This window comes from uncultured Dubosiella sp. (genome assembly GCF_964018005.1).
Taxonomy (GTDB): Bacteria; Bacillota_I; Bacilli_A; order Erysipelotrichales; family Erysipelotrichaceae; genus Dubosiella; species Dubosiella muris.
In genome coordinates this window covers 1-17,604 of the sequence record NZ_CAXHOA010000028.1, presented here as the reverse complement: position 1 = coordinate 17,604, position 17,604 = coordinate 1, and the positions used below count along the sequence as shown (strand labels likewise).

General features: G+C 54.1%; 13 protein-coding genes, 1 rRNA gene and 1 pseudogene. 1 reads left to right on the top strand and 14 read right to left on the bottom strand.

From position 1 onward, the window contains the following. The 9 genes and pseudogenes from ABNS49_RS12990 to ABNS49_RS12950 form a co-directional block, all read right to left on the bottom strand. Positions 1 to 562: pseudogene (locus tag ABNS49_RS12990) on the bottom strand (hypothetical protein); the annotation flags it as partial. Positions 563 to 741: 179 nt separating this feature from the next. Continuing rightward, entirely contained in the window at positions 742 to 1,185 is a 444-nt protein-coding gene (locus ABNS49_RS12985; RefSeq protein WP_135981242.1) for a DUF3788 domain-containing protein, read from the bottom strand. 67 nt (positions 1,186 to 1,252) lie between these two features. Further along, entirely contained in the window at positions 1,253 to 1,579 is a 327-nt protein-coding gene (gene trxA, locus ABNS49_RS12980) for a thioredoxin (protein WP_277820863.1), read from the bottom strand. Between the two features lie 84 nt (positions 1,580 to 1,663). Next, the gene (gene purF / locus ABNS49_RS12975; protein ID WP_135981244.1) at positions 1,664 to 3,034 is read right to left on the bottom strand and encodes an amidophosphoribosyltransferase; all 1,371 of its coding nucleotides are present in this window, start codon (positions 3,032 to 3,034) and stop codon (positions 1,664 to 1,666) included. A 38-nt stretch (positions 3,035 to 3,072) separates the two neighbouring features. Further along, positions 3,073 to 3,534 carry a pyridoxamine 5'-phosphate oxidase family protein gene (locus ABNS49_RS12970; RefSeq protein ID WP_135981245.1) on the bottom strand — a complete coding sequence of 154 codons (462 nt, stop codon included), beginning with the start codon at positions 3,532 to 3,534 and terminating at the stop codon, positions 3,073 to 3,075. Then, complete coding sequence (locus tag ABNS49_RS12965; protein ID WP_135981246.1) at positions 3,512 to 4,672, bottom strand: AI-2E family transporter; 1,161 nt, start codon at positions 4,670 to 4,672, stop codon at positions 3,512 to 3,514. Before ABNS49_RS12965 ends, ABNS49_RS12970 begins: the two co-directional genes overlap by 23 nt. Before the next feature lie 105 nt (positions 4,673 to 4,777). Next, on the bottom strand, positions 4,778 to 6,448 hold the full coding sequence (locus tag ABNS49_RS12960; protein ID WP_135981247.1) for a formate--tetrahydrofolate ligase: 1,671 nt from the start codon (positions 6,446 to 6,448) through the stop codon (positions 4,778 to 4,780). 2 nt (positions 6,449 to 6,450) lie between these two features. After that, on the bottom strand, positions 6,451 to 7,683 hold the full coding sequence (purD, locus tag ABNS49_RS12955; RefSeq protein ID WP_135981248.1) for a phosphoribosylamine--glycine ligase: 1,233 nt from the start codon (positions 7,681 to 7,683) through the stop codon (positions 6,451 to 6,453). A gap of 15 nt (positions 7,684 to 7,698) precedes the next feature. Further along, entirely contained in the window at positions 7,699 to 8,022 is a 324-nt protein-coding gene (locus ABNS49_RS12950) for a cyclic-di-AMP receptor (RefSeq protein WP_135981249.1), read from the bottom strand. Between the two features lie 151 nt (positions 8,023 to 8,173). Here ABNS49_RS12950 and ABNS49_RS12945 point away from each other — a divergent pair, with 151 nt between their 5' ends. Then, positions 8,174 to 9,595 (top strand): polysaccharide deacetylase family protein, encoded by a 1,422-nt coding sequence (locus tag ABNS49_RS12945; protein ID WP_135981250.1) that lies wholly within the window; start codon positions 8,174 to 8,176, stop codon positions 9,593 to 9,595. Positions 9,596 to 9,689: 94 nt separating this feature from the next. On the opposite strand, the gene ABNS49_RS12940 is transcribed toward ABNS49_RS12945, so the two are convergent. From ABNS49_RS12940 to ABNS49_RS12920, 5 genes are all read right to left on the bottom strand, one after another. Further along, on the bottom strand, positions 9,690 to 10,181 hold the full coding sequence (locus ABNS49_RS12940) for a PocR ligand-binding domain-containing protein (protein WP_168353662.1): 492 nt from the start codon (positions 10,179 to 10,181) through the stop codon (positions 9,690 to 9,692). A 62-nt stretch (positions 10,182 to 10,243) separates the two neighbouring features. Next, entirely contained in the window at positions 10,244 to 11,155 is a 912-nt protein-coding gene (locus ABNS49_RS12935) for an FAD-dependent oxidoreductase (RefSeq protein ID WP_135981252.1), read from the bottom strand. Between the two features lie 16 nt (positions 11,156 to 11,171). Continuing rightward, a complete protein-coding gene (gene hprK / locus ABNS49_RS12930; RefSeq protein WP_135981253.1) occupies positions 11,172 to 12,131 on the bottom strand; it encodes an HPr(Ser) kinase/phosphatase in 960 nt (319 codons plus the stop codon). A gap of 4 nt (positions 12,132 to 12,135) precedes the next feature. After that, complete coding sequence (uvrA, locus tag ABNS49_RS12925) at positions 12,136 to 14,955, bottom strand: excinuclease ABC subunit UvrA (RefSeq protein ID WP_135981254.1); 2,820 nt, start codon at positions 14,953 to 14,955, stop codon at positions 12,136 to 12,138. Positions 14,956 to 15,192: 237 nt separating this feature from the next. Then, positions 15,193 to 17,604: ribosomal RNA gene (locus ABNS49_RS12920) — 23S ribosomal RNA — on the bottom strand; the annotation flags it as partial.

Genomic DNA, 17,604 nt, shown 5'->3' with positions numbered 1-17,604 from the left:
GCTTTGGCGCGTTCATGCAAATCCAAATCGAATACACTTTCTGCAAGTCCCCGTAGTGGTCGTTGGTGAACTCCACTCCATGCTGGCTCGACGTTTGCCTCGCCAGATGATACACCATCCTCGATACGAGCGGATATTGGGGATTCTCCTTGTTTTGCGCCTCCACGTTGATTAACAAAAGCAGCCGGCCTTTCCCTTTGGGAAGCAGGGCCCGAAAGAAGATGTCGTAGCGAATCGTTCCTTCGTGTAGATCCGTATCCTCGGTATTGCCTCCCTGGATGCGCGATCCTTGCACCGGCACCGAGGACACTTCCGGCGTCCCTTCGATATACTTGTTCATAATGTCGTCAATCGTTTCTTCCCGGTATTCGGGAACGCATTCCTTCAAAATCCAGGCGAGGACGATTTTTTCGGACAACAGCCGTTTGCACGCCGCGTCGTATTGGGACTGCATCGACGTGTCGTGCAAAGCTTGCGCCAAAGACGTGTCTTTGTGCTTACATTGTAGCACAGCATCGGGAGAAGAATCGCGTTTTTGCGATGGTCCAAACGGATACGCCATTTTTTGCTTCTCCTTTCTCGTTTTCAAATCTTGTTGTTTGTGGCATCGTTTTTCCCTCCTTCCCAATGAACGAAGTTATAAATTAGTAAATCCTTCATACCTTTATATACGACAAAACGAGGGAAAACCGGACATTATTTCTGAAAAAAGTTCAAAAGTTAAAAAAAAGGCTGGATACGCTATTTCTTCCCGCTTTCCGGCTTCATTTTTTTTGTATTTCGAATGTGGATCAACCGCATCACGTCCTCATATACCGCGTCCCTGGACTCGATATCCACCATCAGCCACCGCTGCCCGTTTCCTTCCCGGGTTTGTGTGTACAACGTTTGAATCCGGGGCGTCATGTTCGGCAGCAACCGCTCCACGCGTTCCTTTTCCTTTTTTCCAATGACGGCAAGCACCGTGAAATACCCGTTTCGCGGATACACCGTACAGAGCGTTTTCCCCGCCCGGATGAATTTCAAGTTCCAGCCAGGCTCCCAGCTACACGCGCTATATCGCATCGACTCCTTGCATCCATACGTTTTCGCAAGCTCGCCGCAAAAAGTTTGAAATACAGGATTGTTGATCCATCGCCCAAACGCCTCCAGCGTCGGGCATTCGTTTCGATTTTGTCGATCCATTCCCTTTCCTCCTTCCAAAAAGAGCGACGGTCGCCCGTCACTCTTCCTCTCGTTTTTTTGATGCTCTCTATGCGGCTTTTTTCTGGGCTTCGGAAATCCAGTTCAGCAGCTGTGGTTCCGGCATGTAACCCGACATCGCGGTAATCGCTTTGCCATCCTGGAAATAAATCAGCGTAGGCACGCTCATGACTTTGAACGCGGACGCGATTTCCGGGAATTTGTCGATATCGCATTTTACGATTCGAACCTGGCCTTCGAGTTTTTTGGACACTTCCTCCAAAACCGGTGTCAGCATTTTGCAAGGGCCGCACCACTCGGCGTAGAAGTCCATCACGACTTTTCCAGAGCCGACGTATTCTTTAAATTCATCTATACTTTCAACATATTTAACCATTTTCATACACCTCCGTTTGTATGTTTCATCCATCCTCATACTATACTGAAATCCTGGAAGATACTATCCATTCGCCCGTTCTTTCTACAGCTTTTCGCCATAGGAATACAAATCGGTACAGTACGAGCCATCAAAACAAGCCGTGCACAATCCAACACCGCCCGCCGCCGCTTTCAAGTCGTCAATCGACATAAAACGCAGCGAATCGGCTTCGATGGCCTCGCAAATCGCGGCCTCGTCCATCCGGGCGCCAATCAGCTCTTCCTTCGTGCTCGTGTCCACGCCGTAAAAACAAGGACTCGTGATGACCGGCGAGGCGATCCGCACATGGACTTCGCGCGCGCCCGCGTCCTTCAACAGCCGGACAATTCGCCGGGACGTCGTTCCGCGAACAATCGAGTCATCAATCATGACGACGGACTTTCCCGCCACGATTGGCCCGATCGCCGACAGCTTCATCCGTACGCCCCGATCGCGCAGCGCCTGCGTGGGCTGAATGAACGTCCGCCCTACGAACCGGTTTTTCACAAGACCGGTTTCAAACGGGATCCCCGACGCTTCCGCGTACCCGATTGCCGCCGACAACGAGGAATCCGGCACGCCAATAACAATGTCCGCCTCGACGTCGTCGCGCAACGCCAGCAGCCGGCCGGTCTCTTTGCGGAACCGGTGGACATTCAAATTCTCGATCACGCTATCCGGCCGCGCGAAATAAATGTATTCCATCGCGCACAAATGCGTTTCGCCAGCCGGCTCGTAGTCGAACCGGCGGACGATTCCATCCTTGAACTCCACCAGCTCGCCGGGCTTGACATCGGTATGCGTGTACAAGCCAAGCACCTCGAAGGCGCACGTTTCCGAGCCAATCACATAGCCATCCTGCATTTTCGCGTACGACAGCGGCCGCAGCCCTTTCTGGTCGCGAATGGCGTAAATCGCGTCCTCGCACAACACGAGAATCGAAAACGCGCCAACCAGCTTGCGCGCCGTCTTCATCACACGCTCGCGCATCGTCCCTTGCTCCTTCTGGATCATGTGCAGCACGATTTCGCTGTCGCTTGTCCCCTGAAAAATGCAGCCAGCCTCCTCCAGTTCGATTCGCAGCTCTTTTTCATTGACGATCTGCCCGTTGTGGACGATGGCTACGTCATGGACGCGGCCTCTGGCCACGATGGGCTGGATGTTGGCGTTTTCCTGTCCGCCCGCCGTGCTGTAGCGCACATGGCCGACCGCCACCTTCCCGGGCATTTGCTCGAGTTTTTCGCGGGTGAACACGTCGATTGTCAAGCCTTTGCCTTTGCGCACCTGGATCTTCGCTCCCTCGCCGACCGCGATACCGCTCGCTTCCTGCCCCCGATGCTGCAACGTATGCAGCCCGTAATACGTGATCGCGGCCGCGTTTTGGATATGGTAAGCGCCAAAGACGCCACACTCTTCATGGATTTCATCAAACATGGATCAAACTCTCTCCTTTTCCGTTTCCCATTATAGCACTACACGTTCTTTTTCGTGACGATTTCCCGCAGTTCGATGGCGTAAAAGCCAAGATGCGGGTCGTTCAGAATGTTGTCAAAGCCGATCTGTCCGGCATCGAAGCCGCAATGGGACAGCAGCGCGAACAGCGCTTTTTCCTTTTGCCGGCCCGTCACCTCGCGCACCGTGCCTTGCGCGCGCAAGCTCTCGAAGCAAGGCGCGTAGTGGTCGACGTCGATTTTATACCCGCTCAAATGGTCGATCAGCACGGAAACGTCGGGCGTCTGCCGGTACACCTCGTACTTGCGGCCCCGCTTTTCGGCGCAAAAATACAAAACGACTTCCTCTGGATTCATCGCGAAGCCATACGAAACCGGCTGAATGAAAAACCCTTTCTCGTCGTGCAGCCCCATATGCAAAATCGACCCGCGCGCCAGCTGCGACTCGATTTGCTGCCGCTTACTCGGACTTCGGCTGAACATTCGCCTTCTCCCGCGCGATTTCGGCTTGTTTGCGCTGCTCGGCCTCCCGGAAGTAAATCCGGGCGATTTTGTAGGCGCTGGCCATAATCGGAATGCCCAGGAACATGCCCGCGACTCCGGCCAGCGATCCGCCAACCACGACTGTAATCATAACGTAAATACCCGGCAGGCCCACCGAACGACCGACGACTCTTGGATAAATCACATTGCTTTCGAACTGCTGTAAAATGCACAAGTAAATAAGGAAGACGACCGACAGCCATGGATTGACGGTAAACACCATGAACATACCAATCGCGCCGCCAATGTAGGCGCCAATCATCGGAATGATATTGATAACGCCGACAAGCGTTCCAATCATCAGCGGATATGGCAGCCGCAAAATTGCCATGCCAAGCGCGCACGTCGACCCCAGAATCAGCGCTTCCAGACATTGTCCGCAAATGAACGAGCTAAACGAGCTGTAAATGATATTGAGCGCCTCCGTGATGCGCGCCGTCGTTTCCGGCTTGAACCACAATTTCGTCGCCCGATGATACAAATTCACGAACCGCTGCTTATCCAGCAAGACGTAAATCGCGAAAATGATGATAATGATCGCGTTGACGATACTGCTGACCACCGTGCCCACGACGTTGACCGCGTTGCCCAGCACACCGGAAACACCCGATCCCAAAAAGGACATCATTTTGTCGGTAATCTCGTTCCAGTTCAAATTGAGCGATTCAATGCTCGCGACGATTTCCGGATTGTTTTTAAAGAGATGGGTAAAAAACTCTTCCGCCTGCTCATAGTACTTTGGCAGCACTTTGGCCATGACTTCCCCGGCGTCGATCAGCGACGGCACGACAAGCCATACTAAACCGGCCAGCACCGCGAGCACGATCACGATCGAAACGAGCAGCGAAATGCTTCGCTTGCCTTTCTGGATCCATTTCGATTTGGAACGGCCCAGCTGTTCCTCCAGCGGCCGCATGATTAAATTGATCACGAACGCGAGCATGGCGCCGAAAACCAGACTCGAGATCGCCCCCCAGCACATTTGCACGAACGCAATCACATGGGAGAGGTTAAGAACGAAAACCACAAGCAGCGTCACCACGACGAGCAGTTTCCAATTTATTTTTTCAGAACGCATATGTTTTCTCCTTTTTTTCATTATATAAAAAGAAACTAAAAAACCGATATCGGGATGCTTAAAAGGCTCCCCACGGAGAGCCTTTGTTTGTTTCTTTCGCTTTTTTTAAAACAAGCCTACGATTCGGCCGTTCTCGTCGATGTCCATATCCAGCGCGCTTGGGTGTTTCGGCAGTCCCGGCATCGTCAGCACGTTGCCGGTGAGCGCCACGATAAAGCCCGCGCCCAGCGACGGCCGCAGCTCGCGCACCGTAATCGTGAAATCCGTCGGCCGGCCCATGACTTTGCCGTCGTCCGACAACGACATTTGCGTCTTCGCCATGCAAATCGGCAGCTTGTCCCATCCTTCCGCGGTAAACAAGCGGATCTGCTCCTGGGCCTCTTCCGTAAATTCCACACCCTTGGCGCCATATACCTTGCGGGCGATTTTTTCGATTTTCTCTTCAATCGAGTCGTCCAAATCGTACAGCGGGGCGTAGTGGTTTTCCTGCTCGCACAGCTCGACGACTTTTTGTCCGAGATCGAGCGCGCCTTCGCCGCCTTTGGCCCAAACCTGACTCAAGGAAAGCGGATGGCCGTTTTCCGCGCACCACGCTTTCAAGGCGTCGACTTCCGCCTCGGTGTCGGTCGCGAACTCGTTAATCGCCACGATGTAAGGAACGCCAAACTGCTGGATCGTGTCGATGTGCTTCGCCAGGTTTTCGCATCCCTTTCGCATCGCGTCCACGTTTTCCTCTTTCAAATCCTCGAACGCCACGCCGCCGTGCTGCTTGAGCGCGCGAATCGTCGCCACGATCACGACCGCGTCCGGATGCAGGCCGGCCAGCCGGCATTTGATATCCAGAAATTTTTCCGCGCCCAGATCCGCGCCAAATCCCGCTTCCGTCACGACGTAGTCCGCCAAACGCAGGGCGGTTTTCGTCGCGATAACCGAGTTGCAGCCGTGGGCGATGTTCGCGAACGGTCCGCCATGGATCAAAACCGGATTGTGCTCGAGTGTCTGGACAAGGTTTGGCAGGATCGCGTCTTTCATGACCATCGCCATCGCCCCTTCGATGCCTAGATCGCGCACATACACCGGTTTTCCGTCCATCGTGTATGCCACGAGCATGCTCGCGAACCGCTCTTTGAGATCCATCAAATCCTCGGCCAGGCAAAGCGCCGCCATGATTTCGCTCGCTACCGTGATGTTGAAGCCATCCTCGCGCTTAATGCCGTTCACTTTGGCGCCCCGGCCGATATCGACGCGGCGCAATTCCCGGTCGTTCATGTCCAGGCAGCGCTTGAACGTGATGCGTTCCGGGTCGATATTCAACGCGTTGCCCTGATAAATGTGATTGTCGACTATCGCCGAAACGAGGTTGTTGCATGTCGTGATGGCGTGCATGTCGCCAGTAAAATGCAAGTTGATGTCTTCCATTGGCACGACCTGCGCGTATCCTCCGCCAGCCGCGCCGCCTTTTAAACCGAACACCGGGCCAAGGCTTGGCTCGCGAAGCGCCATCATCGTCTTTTTTCCGAGCCGGTTCAGCCCGTCGCCAAGTCCGACCGTCGTCGTCGACTTTCCTTCGCCCGCCTTGGTTGGATTGATCGCCGTCACCAAAATCAGCTTGCCCTCTTTTTCGTTTTCCAGACTTTTCACAAAGTCGAACGAAAGTTTCGCCTTATACCGTCCATATGGCTCGAGCGCCTCTTCGGGAATCCCCGCTTTCGCGCCGACTTTGCCAATCGGCTCCATTACGCATTCCTGCGCGATTTCAAGATCTGTTTTCGCCATCGTTACATGTCCTTTCTTCCAATGTCGCTGCGGTAAAACAGCGCGTCGCTTTTCACTTTCGCCACGTTTGCGTACGTTTTTTCATACGCGCTCTCCAGGTCGTCGGCCAGCGACACGAGCATCAGCACGCGGCCGCCATCCGTCAGCAGGGTGCCGTCTTCCTCTTTCGTGCCCATGTGGTAGACGATGCCTTCGACTTCGTCCAGACCCTCGATGCGGACGCCTTTCGTCGACGAAGCCGGGTAGTTCGTGCTCGCCAGCACGACGCCGTGGCTGACCTGGCTGCTCCATTGCAGCGCCGGCTTCTCGCCGCGCAAAACGGACTGGATCGCCGCCAGGAAGTCGCTTTCCAGTCTGGAAAGAATGACTTCCGCTTCCGGATCGCCGAAGCGGGCGTTGAACTCGATCGTCTTGATGCCCTCGTTTGTCAGCATGAGCCCGCCATACAGGAAGCCCGTGAACGGCACGCCTTCCTCGACGAGCGCTTTGGCCATCGGTTCCATGACTTGCGTCATCGTCTGCTCCACGATGTCCGGTGTGATGCGCTTGACCGGCGAGTACGAGCCCATGCCGCCTGTGTTGGGTCCTTCGTCGTTGTCGTAGGCGCGTTTGTGATCCTGCGCGATTTCCAGCGGCACGACCAGATCGTTGTGCACGAGCGCGATCAGCGAGTATTCGAAGCCTTCCAAATATTGTTCGATGACGACTTTGTTGTCGGGAATCGCGAACGCGATCTCCAGCGCCTCCCTGGCGTCTTCCAGACGCATCGCTACCGTCACACCTTTGCCCGCTTTCAAGCCGTCTTCCTTGACAACGATCGGCGCGCCTTGTTCCTGGACATATCGCCACGCGTCGTCGAAGTTGTCAAATGTCGCGTACGCCGCGGTCGGAATGTCGTATTTCTTCATGATTTCCTTGGCGAAATCCTTGCTCGACTCCACCTGGGTGGCCGCCTGGCTCGGTCCGAAAACCGTCAGTCCCTCGGCTTCGAAGGCGTCCGCGATGCCAAGCGCCAGCGTCGCTTCCGGTCCGACAATCGTCAAGTCGATTGCGTGGTCTTTCGCGAATTGGACAAGGCCTTCGATATCATTGTCCGCGACGGGCACGCAGGTGCCCAGTTTCGCCATGCCCGGATTGCCCGGCGCCATGTACAGCGTTTCGCATTGGGGGGATAAGCTTGCGGCGCGCGCCAATGCGTGTTCGCGGCCGCCTTTGCCAACAACAAGTACGTTCATGTGTGCATCCTTTCTTTAAACTTTTTTGAACTGTTCGACGTCAAGCACGAAAATCGTCGCTCCGCCGACTTGAACTTCCATCGGCAGATTCATATACCGTCCCATATCATACCCGGCCGCGGTCGGCACCAGCTCGGTCCGCTTGCGGGAACTTTCCTCGATCAGTCCCATCGCTTCTTCGACTTGCTCGTCTTCGCAGCCAATCATCAGTGTGGTGTTTCCTGCGCGTAAAAATCCGCCCGTGGTCGCCAGCTTCGTGACCTGGAAGCCGTTTTTGTTGAGCAGGTGATTCGCTGTCGAACTGTCTTCATTCGATAAAATCGCCAATATGAGTTTCATGATCATCCTCTTTTCTTTCCTTTTTAGTATAGCAAAGATTCATCGCGCAGAAACAAAAAAATATTTTTCAAAACCGCGTTTCTCATTCCCCCTTTTTGCGAAACTCATGTATAATTGATATTAAACATTACTAATAAAGGAATAGAAAGTTATGCCGGTAAAAAGAAGAAAAAGAAAAAGACGCAAGCTGCGCCTCGGACGCGTACTGGTCGTGCTGGCGATTCCGCTGTTGGCGGTCTTGGGAATTTACGTTTTGTATTTGACGTTCAATCCAATCCAGCTCCGATCCAGAGACGTGGTCGTGGAGTACAAAGAAAAATACGATCCAAAATCAAACATCAAATTCGTGTTTCGCGGCGATCCGGAACAAGTCCAGATCAAAGGAAACATCGACACCAACAAAAAAGGCGAATACCCGATCACGTATGCGTACAACGGACGAACCGCCGACGCGCTGATCAACGTCAAGGACACGAAAGCGCCCGAGCTGGCTCTCGAGGATGTCCATGTCGACATGACGACCGAGTTCGATCCCGCGACGCTTGTGAAAAGCGCCAAGGACGCCGGAAAGATCCAGTACGCCTATAAGTACGACAAAGAGTCGATCGACGTGCGCGGCAAACACGAAGTCGAAGTCGTCGCGACCGACGAGGACGGCAACGAAACGCGCAAAACCGCGATGCTCATTCGCGAGGAAGACACGAAAGCGCCGACCTTGAAAGACAAAAAAGCGAAAATCACGATCCGGCAGGGACAGAGCGTGACGCCGGAAATGATTCAGGTCAAAGACGAGTTCGATCCAAATCCTGTCGTCACGATTTCCGAATCGTCCTACGATTCCACCGAGCCTGGCTCGTCCACGGTCGAGTTTACCGTGGAGGACCGCTCGGGCAATCGCGCGACGTACACGCAAAAGCTCGAAATCGAGGAGGATCCGGCGTATGGTAAAAAAGTCGTGTATTTGACATTCGACGACGGACCGAGCGCGAACACGGGCGAAATCCTCAAAATGCTCGACAAGTACAACGCGAAGGCGACGTTCTTTGTCACGGGCACGCATCCGGAATACAACAAATTCATCAAGCAGGCCGACAAGGCGGGCCATACGATTGGTCTGCATACGTTTTCCCACGACTACGCCGATTTGTACAGCAGCAAGGAGGCGTACTTCGACGACTTGAAAAAAGTGTCGGACATGGTCGAGGACGTGACGGGCAAAAAATCCATGGTTATCCGCTTTCCTGGCGGTTCGAGCAACATGATCTCCGCCCAGTACACGCCGGAAATCATGACCGAGCTGACAAAGGAAGTGCGCGACAAAGGCTACCAGTACTTTGACTGGAACGTGGATTCGACCGACGCGAGCGGCAACAACGTCCCGGTTTCGCAAATCGTCGCCAACGCGACCGCCAGCGACGAGCAGTACATCAACATCCTGATGCACGATACCGACGCCAAAGACACGACGGTGGAGGCTCTGGAGCAAATCATCAAGCACTATAAAGACGAAGGCTATGTGTTCCTTGGTCTGGATACCTCGTCCTATCCGGCGCACCACCAGGTCGTGAACTAGCGTCTGTTCCAAGCGATATCCGATACGGGTGTCGCTTTTTTCGCGCGCAAAAAAAAGACCGTCCGCACGGTCTTTCTCATTGGACTGGTCTGGCCTATTCTTCGCAAAGGGTTCGATAGTATTCCAGCAGCGCGCAAAGAAGCTTGACGCTGTCGTCCACTTGTTTTTCGGTCATCTCCACGATGTGTTCGTAGTTTTCCATCAAAATGTTTCTTGGCAAATTATACTTTTCCACCAAATAGTCGATCCACTGGTTTTTATCCGCCACCTGCTGCGAGCTGATGACTCCTTCGGATACGATGACGCCTTTCGCGTCTGGAAACTCGACCGGAACCGACCATTTTACGAGTCCGGCATGGCAGGAATACATTTGAATCTCGTTTTTGCTCAGCGCATTCGTATAATTTTCAAGCGTGCACGCGTCGCAATGATTGAGAGCTTTCGAACTCAGTTTCAGCGTCTTGCAAAAAAAGTTTTTCTCCTTCGCGCTGTCGACTTCGTCGACGCCCTGCACAAAATAGGATCTCAATCCGGTGATTTCATAATAGAAGTCCATCGCGTATTGAATCGCAGTCAATGAATCCATAATCCTGATCCTCCCCATCTCTATACAGTATCATTTAATCACAAACTGTAAGCGCATTCAAATTATTTTTCCTTTACTTTCCTAAATACCTGCTGTGCGACGAGCGCGCCTTCGCCCACCGCCGTCACGACTTGACGAAGCTCTTTGTCCACGACGTCGCCCGCGGCGAACAAGCCGTCGACTTTTGTTTCCATCGCCCGGTCCACCAAAACGTAGCCATGCTCGTTGCACACGCCCAGATCCCGCACGCTGCCGCTGAGCGGATCCGAACCGACATACGGGAAAATCCCCGCGCAAGGAATCGTCTGCTGCTCGCCCGTCTTGACGTTTTGCAGCACGATGCCCGTCACTTTGCCATCGGACAGCACTTGAACCGGAATGTGCTCGCGGATGATTTCGATTTTATCATTCGCCTCGACTTCGCGCTGGAATTTTTCCTCGGCCCGGAACTGGTCGCGGCGAATGACGATGTACAGCTTGCGGACGAACTGCGTCAAAAAGACGGATTCCTCCAGCGCCGAGTTGCCGCCACCAATGACGACGACGTCCTTGTCTCTGAAAAACGCGCCGTCGCATACCGCGCAAAACGAAACGCCTTTTCCGACGTTTTCCTGTTCGCCCGGAATGTTGAGCATGCGCTCTTTGGTTCCTGTCGCCAGCAGCACGCAGTCCGCCTCGACACGCGAGCCATCCGCCATGTGGATCGTTTTGTCCTCGTCCACCTTGACGACGTCTCCCGCTTTGTATTCCGCGCCAAAACCAAGCGCCTGGTCGAACATGACCATCGCCAGTTCCGCGCCGCCCATTTCCTTAATGCCCGGATAGTTTTCAATATGATAGGTTTTCAGCAGTTTTCCGCCCGGTGCCCCGTTTTCGATCAGGCACGTTTTCAGGCCGCTGCGTGAAGCGTATAACGAAGCCGCCATACCCGCCGGTCCGGCGCCGATGATAGCCAAATCATAACGTTCGCTCATTGTGTGTCCCTCGTTTCTATTTGTTTTTGTTTTCCTTGAGTTCTTCATCGCGGTTGTGCGCGATTTCCGCCAGCACCCGCTCCTCGAATTCCTTCGCGGAGTCGGTTCCCTGGATCAGCAGCAAATAATTCGTGATCGCCGTTTCGATAATGGTCGACATCGGCCGGCCCGCGCTGACCGGGATCCGCATTTTCAAAATTCGAATGCCCAGGATTTCCGAATACTCTTTTTCCTCGATGCCGACGCGGTCGTAATCCGACGTGTTCCGAAACGGCTCCAGCACGATTTCCAAGTCGATGTTTGTCTGGTGGGTAATCGAAGCCACCCCGTACATTTTCTCGACGTCGATGATCCCGACGCCGCGCAGCTCCATAAAGCCCTCGATCATTGGTGTCGGCCGGCCGATCAGCTGGTTGTGGATTCGATAGCAGTCCACCCGGTCGTCCGCGACAAGCTGGTGGCCGCGCTGGATCAGCTCCAGCACGATTTCCGATTTTCCGGTTCCGGACTTGCCTGTGATCAGCACGCCGACACCATACACCCGCACGAGCTCGCCATGCAAAATGACGCTTTTCGCCAGCTTTTCGTCCAGGTAGTTCGTGACGTTGACGATCACGTGGGACGTCTTGTTTTCGGACATGCAAATCGGAAAGTTTTTCCTCTCCGCGATTTCTTTAAGAATCGACGGACACGGGTTGTGGTTCGTAATGACGATGGCTGGCGTCTTCGGCCCGGTTAAATACTCGAATGCGCGTCGCTGGGAGATCTCGTCCATTTCCGACTGGATATAGCCGATCTCCTTGTCGCCGAGGACAACGAGCCGTTTGACTTGCGTGCCCGGAAAATATCCGGCCAGCTCCAGCCCCGGACGGTTCGTATCCGCCAGCGTTACCGGCCGCTGGAGTGCCTGCGCGTTTCCGCAGACGACTTCCCACATAAATTTTTCGACGATGTCCTTCACGGTGACCCGACTCATGCGCTCACTTCCTTTCGAGTATCGGTTTCAAATAGTTTCCTGTATAGCTTTCCGCCACCTCGACGATTTGTTCCGGGGTGCCGGTCGCGATGACTTGTCCGCCTTCGACGCCGCCTTCCGGTCCGATATCAATGATGTGGTCGGCGCATTTGATGACGTCGAGATTGTGCTCAATCACAACAACTGTATCTCCATTATCCACTAGTCTTTGAAGAACCTCAATCAATTTTTTCACATCATTCGTATGAAGTCCAGTGGTCGGCTCGTCGAGGACGAACATCGTCTTTCCGGTTGCCTTCTTTTGCAGCTCCGAAGCCAGCTTGACCCGCTGCGCCTCGCCACCCGACAAAGTCGTCGCGCTTTGACCAAGCTTGATATACGACAAGCCGACGTCTTTGAGCGTTTGCAGCTTGTGCTTGATTTTCGAAACGTTCGAGAAAAAATCCACCGCTTCCTCAACCGTCATTTCCAGCACGTCCGCGATCGTTTTGTCCTTGTATTTGACTTGCAGCGTTTCCTCGTTGTAGCGCCGGCCATGACACACGTCGCATGGCACGTACACGTCGGGCAAAAAATGCATCGAAATCTTCTTGATGCCATCGCCCTGGCACGCTTCGCATCGGCCGCCTTTGACGTTGAACGAGAAGCGCCCCTTGTCGTATCCCAATAGCTTCGCCTCCCGGGTTTGCGCGAACAAATCCCGGATGTCGTCAAACACGCCGGTATACGTCGCCGGATTGGATCGAGGCGTCCTGCCAATCGGATCCTGCCCGATTTCGACAAGCTTGTCAATGTTCTCCATGCCTTTGATTTCCTTGCACTCGCCCGGCTTGATGCGCATGCGTCCAAGGGCGTGCTGCAAGCCATGCGTCAGCACTTCCGTCACGAGCGATGATTTGCCCGAGCCCGAAACGCCGGTGACGGCGACCATCATGCCCAGCGGAAAATCCACGGTCACGTTTTTTAAATTGTTTTGCGTCGCCTTCACGACGCGGATCTTTTTGCCGTTGCCTTTGCGGCGAACGTCCGGCACGTCGATTTTCTTCTTTCCGCTCAAATACTGGCCGGTCAGCGAATTCGGATCGTTCATCACTTCTTCCGGCGTTCCCGCCGCTACGATTTCGCCGCCATGGACACCGGCTCCCGGTCCGACGTCGACAATATAGTCGCTGGCGCGCATCGTGTCCTCGTCGTGTTCGACGACAATGAGCGTGTTGCCAAGATCGCGCATTTCCTTCAGCGTCGCGATGAGGCGGTCGTTGTCCCGTTGATGCAGACCGATGCTCGGCTCGTCGAGAACGTACATGACGCCGGTGAGCTTGGAGCCGATCTGGGTCGCCAGCCGGATGCGCTGAAGCTCGCCGCCCGACAACGTACCCGAAAGCCGGTCCAGCGTCAAATACGACAAGCCGACATTGTTCAAAAATTCGAGCCGCGACGTGATTTCCTTCGTAATCAAAGATGAGATCTTGCGCTCCGTGGGCGCCAGCTCGATCGTGTTCATGAAGGCGAGCGCCTCCTTGACGCTCATTTGCGTCCACTCGTAAATGTTTTTGCCGCCAATGCGCACCGCGAGCACTTTTTCATTCAAGCGGGCGCCGTGGCACGTCTCGCAAACCGTTTCCCCGATAAACGAGCCGTACCATTCCCGGTTCCACGCGGAGTTCGTTTCCAAAAAGCGGCGTTCGATCATCGGGACGACGCCTTCGATGAAGTCCTCTTTCTGGCTTGTCATGCCGGAGCGTGAATTCAACGTGAACGCGATTTTGCGGTCCGATCCGTACAACACGTAGTTCAGCTTCTTTTTCGGGATCTTGTTGATGGGGGCTTCCATGTCGATGTCGTAAAAGTCGATTAACGCCTTCATACGCTGCCATTCCAAATTTTCTGTATTGACGATGTTTTTATAGTAGACGATCCCGCCCTGTGCGATCGACTTTGTGCGATCCGGAATGAGCAAATCCAAGTCCACTTTTTGCTCAATGCCCAGGCCTTTGCACGTTGGGCAGGCTCCTAGCGGGGCGTTGAACGAAAACAGCTTTGGTTCCAGCTTCGGCACGGTAAAGCCGCAAATTTTGCAGGCGTAGTTGCTTGACAATAAAATTTCCTCTTCGCCGGCCAGCACGTCAACCATTCCCTCCGCCAGGCCGACAGCCGTTTCGATCGAATCGTAAAAACGGGAGCGGTTGTCGCCTTTCACGATTCGGTCAATGACGATGTCGATGTCGTGCTTTTTGTTTTTTTCCAGCGCGTCCAGCTCTTCAAGCAAAACGATTTCGCCATCGACGCGGGCCCGGATGTATCCTTCTTTGATCATCTTGTCGAACAAGTCCTTGAATGTGCCTTTTTTGCCGCGCACCATCGGGGCCATGACAGTGCAGCGGGTTCTATCCGGCAGCTCCATCATTTGATCGACCATTTCCGTGACTGTCGATCCAGTGATGGGCTCTCCGTGTTCCGGACAGTACGGCACGCCGATCCGGGCGTATAAAAGCCGCAAATAATCGTAAATTTCCGTAACGGTTCCGACGGTGGAACGCGGATTGTTGGATGTCGTCTTCTGGTCGATAGCGATTGCGGGCGAAAGGCCGTCGATTTGATCGACATCGGGTTTTTCGCTATTGCCTAAAAACTGGCGCGCGTACGCGGAGAGCGATTCCATATAACGGCGCTGTCCTTCGGCGTAGATCGTATCGAAAGCCAGTGAGGTTTTTCCCGAACCGGACACACCGGTCATGATCACAAGCTGATCACGCGGGATTTTCAAGTCGATGTTTTTTAAGTTGTTTTCTCTAGCTCCTTTTATTGTTATAAATTTATCCATATGATCTCCTAAATCCATTTTTTCTGTATCCTTATTTATTATACTTGATTTTAACCGGAATACAACGGTACGTCGCTGGCTACATCTTATTCCTTGCCGGCGTAAAAGAACAGTTATCCGCCAAAAACAAGCACAAAAAAACCTCGCCAGCGGCAAGGTGGTCGTTCGATCTCTCAAAACCAGAAACACGCCTTCTTTCTCTTTCCACAACCCCTTGGTCTTGGCAAGTCATGGGCTCTGATCAAGTCCTCGGCCGATTAGTACCGGTCAACTCCACGCATCACTGCGCTTCCATACCCGGCCTATCTACCTCATCGTCTTTGAGGGGCCTTACTTCTTCTCAGAATGGGAGATCTCATCTTGGGGTGGGCTTCGTGCTTAGATGCTTTCAGCGCTTATCCCTTCCCTGCTTCGCTACCCGGCTTTACCACTGGCGTGATAACCGATCCACAAGCGGCAGGTCCATCCCGGTCCTCTCGTACTAAGGACAGCTCCCCTCAGATCTCCTTCGCCCACAACAGATAGGGACCGAACTGTCTCACGACGTTCTGAACCCAGCTCGCGTACCGCTTTAATGGGCGGACAGCCCAACCCTTGGAACCGAATCCAGCTCCAGGATGCGATGAGCCGACATCGAGGTGCCAAACCTCGCCGTCGATGTGAACTCTTGGGCGAGATCAGCCTGTTATCCCCAGGGTAGCTTTTATCCGTTGAGCGACGGCCCTTCCATTCGGCACCGCCGGATCACTAATCCCGACTTTCGTCCCTGTTCCAGTTGTCTCTGTCGCAGTCAGGCACGCTTCTGCATTTGCACTCTTCAGTTGGTTCCCATCCAACCTGAGCGTACCTTTGGGCGCCTCCGTTACTCTTTGGGAGGCGACCGCCCCAGTCAAACTGCCCGCCTGGCACTCTCCCCGATCCTGTTCCAGGACCCAGGTTAGGGCTCCAAACGCTCAAGGGTGGTATCCCAACATCGACTCAAGACGCACTGGCGTGCTCCTCTCTTCGTCTCCCACCTATCCTGTACATGTTCGTTCAGAACCCAATGCCAAGCTGCAGTAAAGCTCCATGGGGTCTTTCCGTCTAGTTGCGGGTAACCTGCATTTTCACAGGTACTAAGATTTCACCGAGTCTGCTGCCGAGACAGCGCCCAAATCGTTACACCTTTCGTGCGGGTCAGAACTTACCTGACAAGGAATTTCGCTACCTTAGGACCGTTATAGTTACGGCCGCCGTTCACTGGGGCTTCGGACCACTGCTTCATCTTTCGATTCACAGATCCCCTTAACCTTCCAGCACCGGGCAGGTGTCACCCCCTATACTTCGCCTTGCGGCTTCGCAGAGAGCTGTGTTTTAGTTAAACAGTCGCTTGGGCCTTTTCACTGCGGCTCTCTCTCGAGAGCGCCCCTTCTCGCGAACTTACGGGGCCATTTTGCCGAGTTCCTTGGCAACAGTTCTCTCGCTCACCTTGGCCTACTCAGCCTGCCCACCTGTGTCGGTTTTGGTACGGGCCGCTCGATACCTCTTTGCTAGAAGCTTTTCTTGGAAGCCGTCCTTAGCGCTTCGCTACTCTCTTTCGATTTCGCTTACCCTTCACGCCCTGCCTTCCGATACCGGATTTGCCTGGTATCCGTCTGCTGCGCTTGGCCCTCAATCCATTCAGAGGGTCGCCTACTCCGTCTCCGTCACTCCTTCGCCTCGTATCTCGCGGGTGCAGGAATCTCCGCCTGCTTTCCATCCACTACGCCTCTCGGCCTCGCGTTAGGTCCCGACTTACCCAGGGCGGACGAACCTTCCCCTGGAATCCTTGGGCTTTCGGTGTGCAGGATTCTCACCTGCATCTCGCTACTCACACCGGCATTCTCACTTCCATGCTGTCCATATCCCTTCTCAGTGATACTTCTTCCTGCATGCAACGCTCCCCTACCACATACTCTTTCGAATACATCCGCAGCTTCGGTATCAGGCTTAGCCCCGGTACATTTTCGGCGCAGGGCCACTCGACTAGTGAGCTGTTACGCACTCTTCAAAGGATGGCTGCTTCTGAGCCAACCTCCTAGCTGTCCGTGCGTCCCCACATCCTTTTCCACTTAGCCTGTATTTCGGGACCTTTGCTGGCGGTCTGGGCTGTTTCCCTCTCGACCATGGACCTTATCACCCACAGTCTGACTGCCGGCCTCTTTCTTCAAGGGCATTCGCAGTTTGATTGCATTCAGTACCCCGGGTTGGGGCCATCATGCATTCAGTGCTCTACCTCCCTTGCTCATCGGCCGACGCTAGCCCTAAAGCTATTTCGGGGAGAACCAGCTATCTCCGGGTTCGATTGGAATTTCTCCCCTAGCCACAGGTCATCCGCTAACTTTTCAACGGTAGTCGGTTCGGTCCTCCACAGAATTTCACTTCTGCTTCAACCTGCCCATGGCTAGATCACCCGGTTTCGGGTCTGCATCGCTCTACTTCTCTCCGCCCTCTTCAGACTCGCTTTCGCTTCGGCTCCGCTCTTTCCTCGCTTAACCTCGCATCGCAACGCAACTCGCCGGTTCATTCTACAAAAGGCACGCCATCACCCCTTGACGGGCTCTGACTTCTTGTAGGCATACGGTTTCAGGTTCTCTTTCACTCCGCTCCCGCGGTTCTTTTCACCTTTCC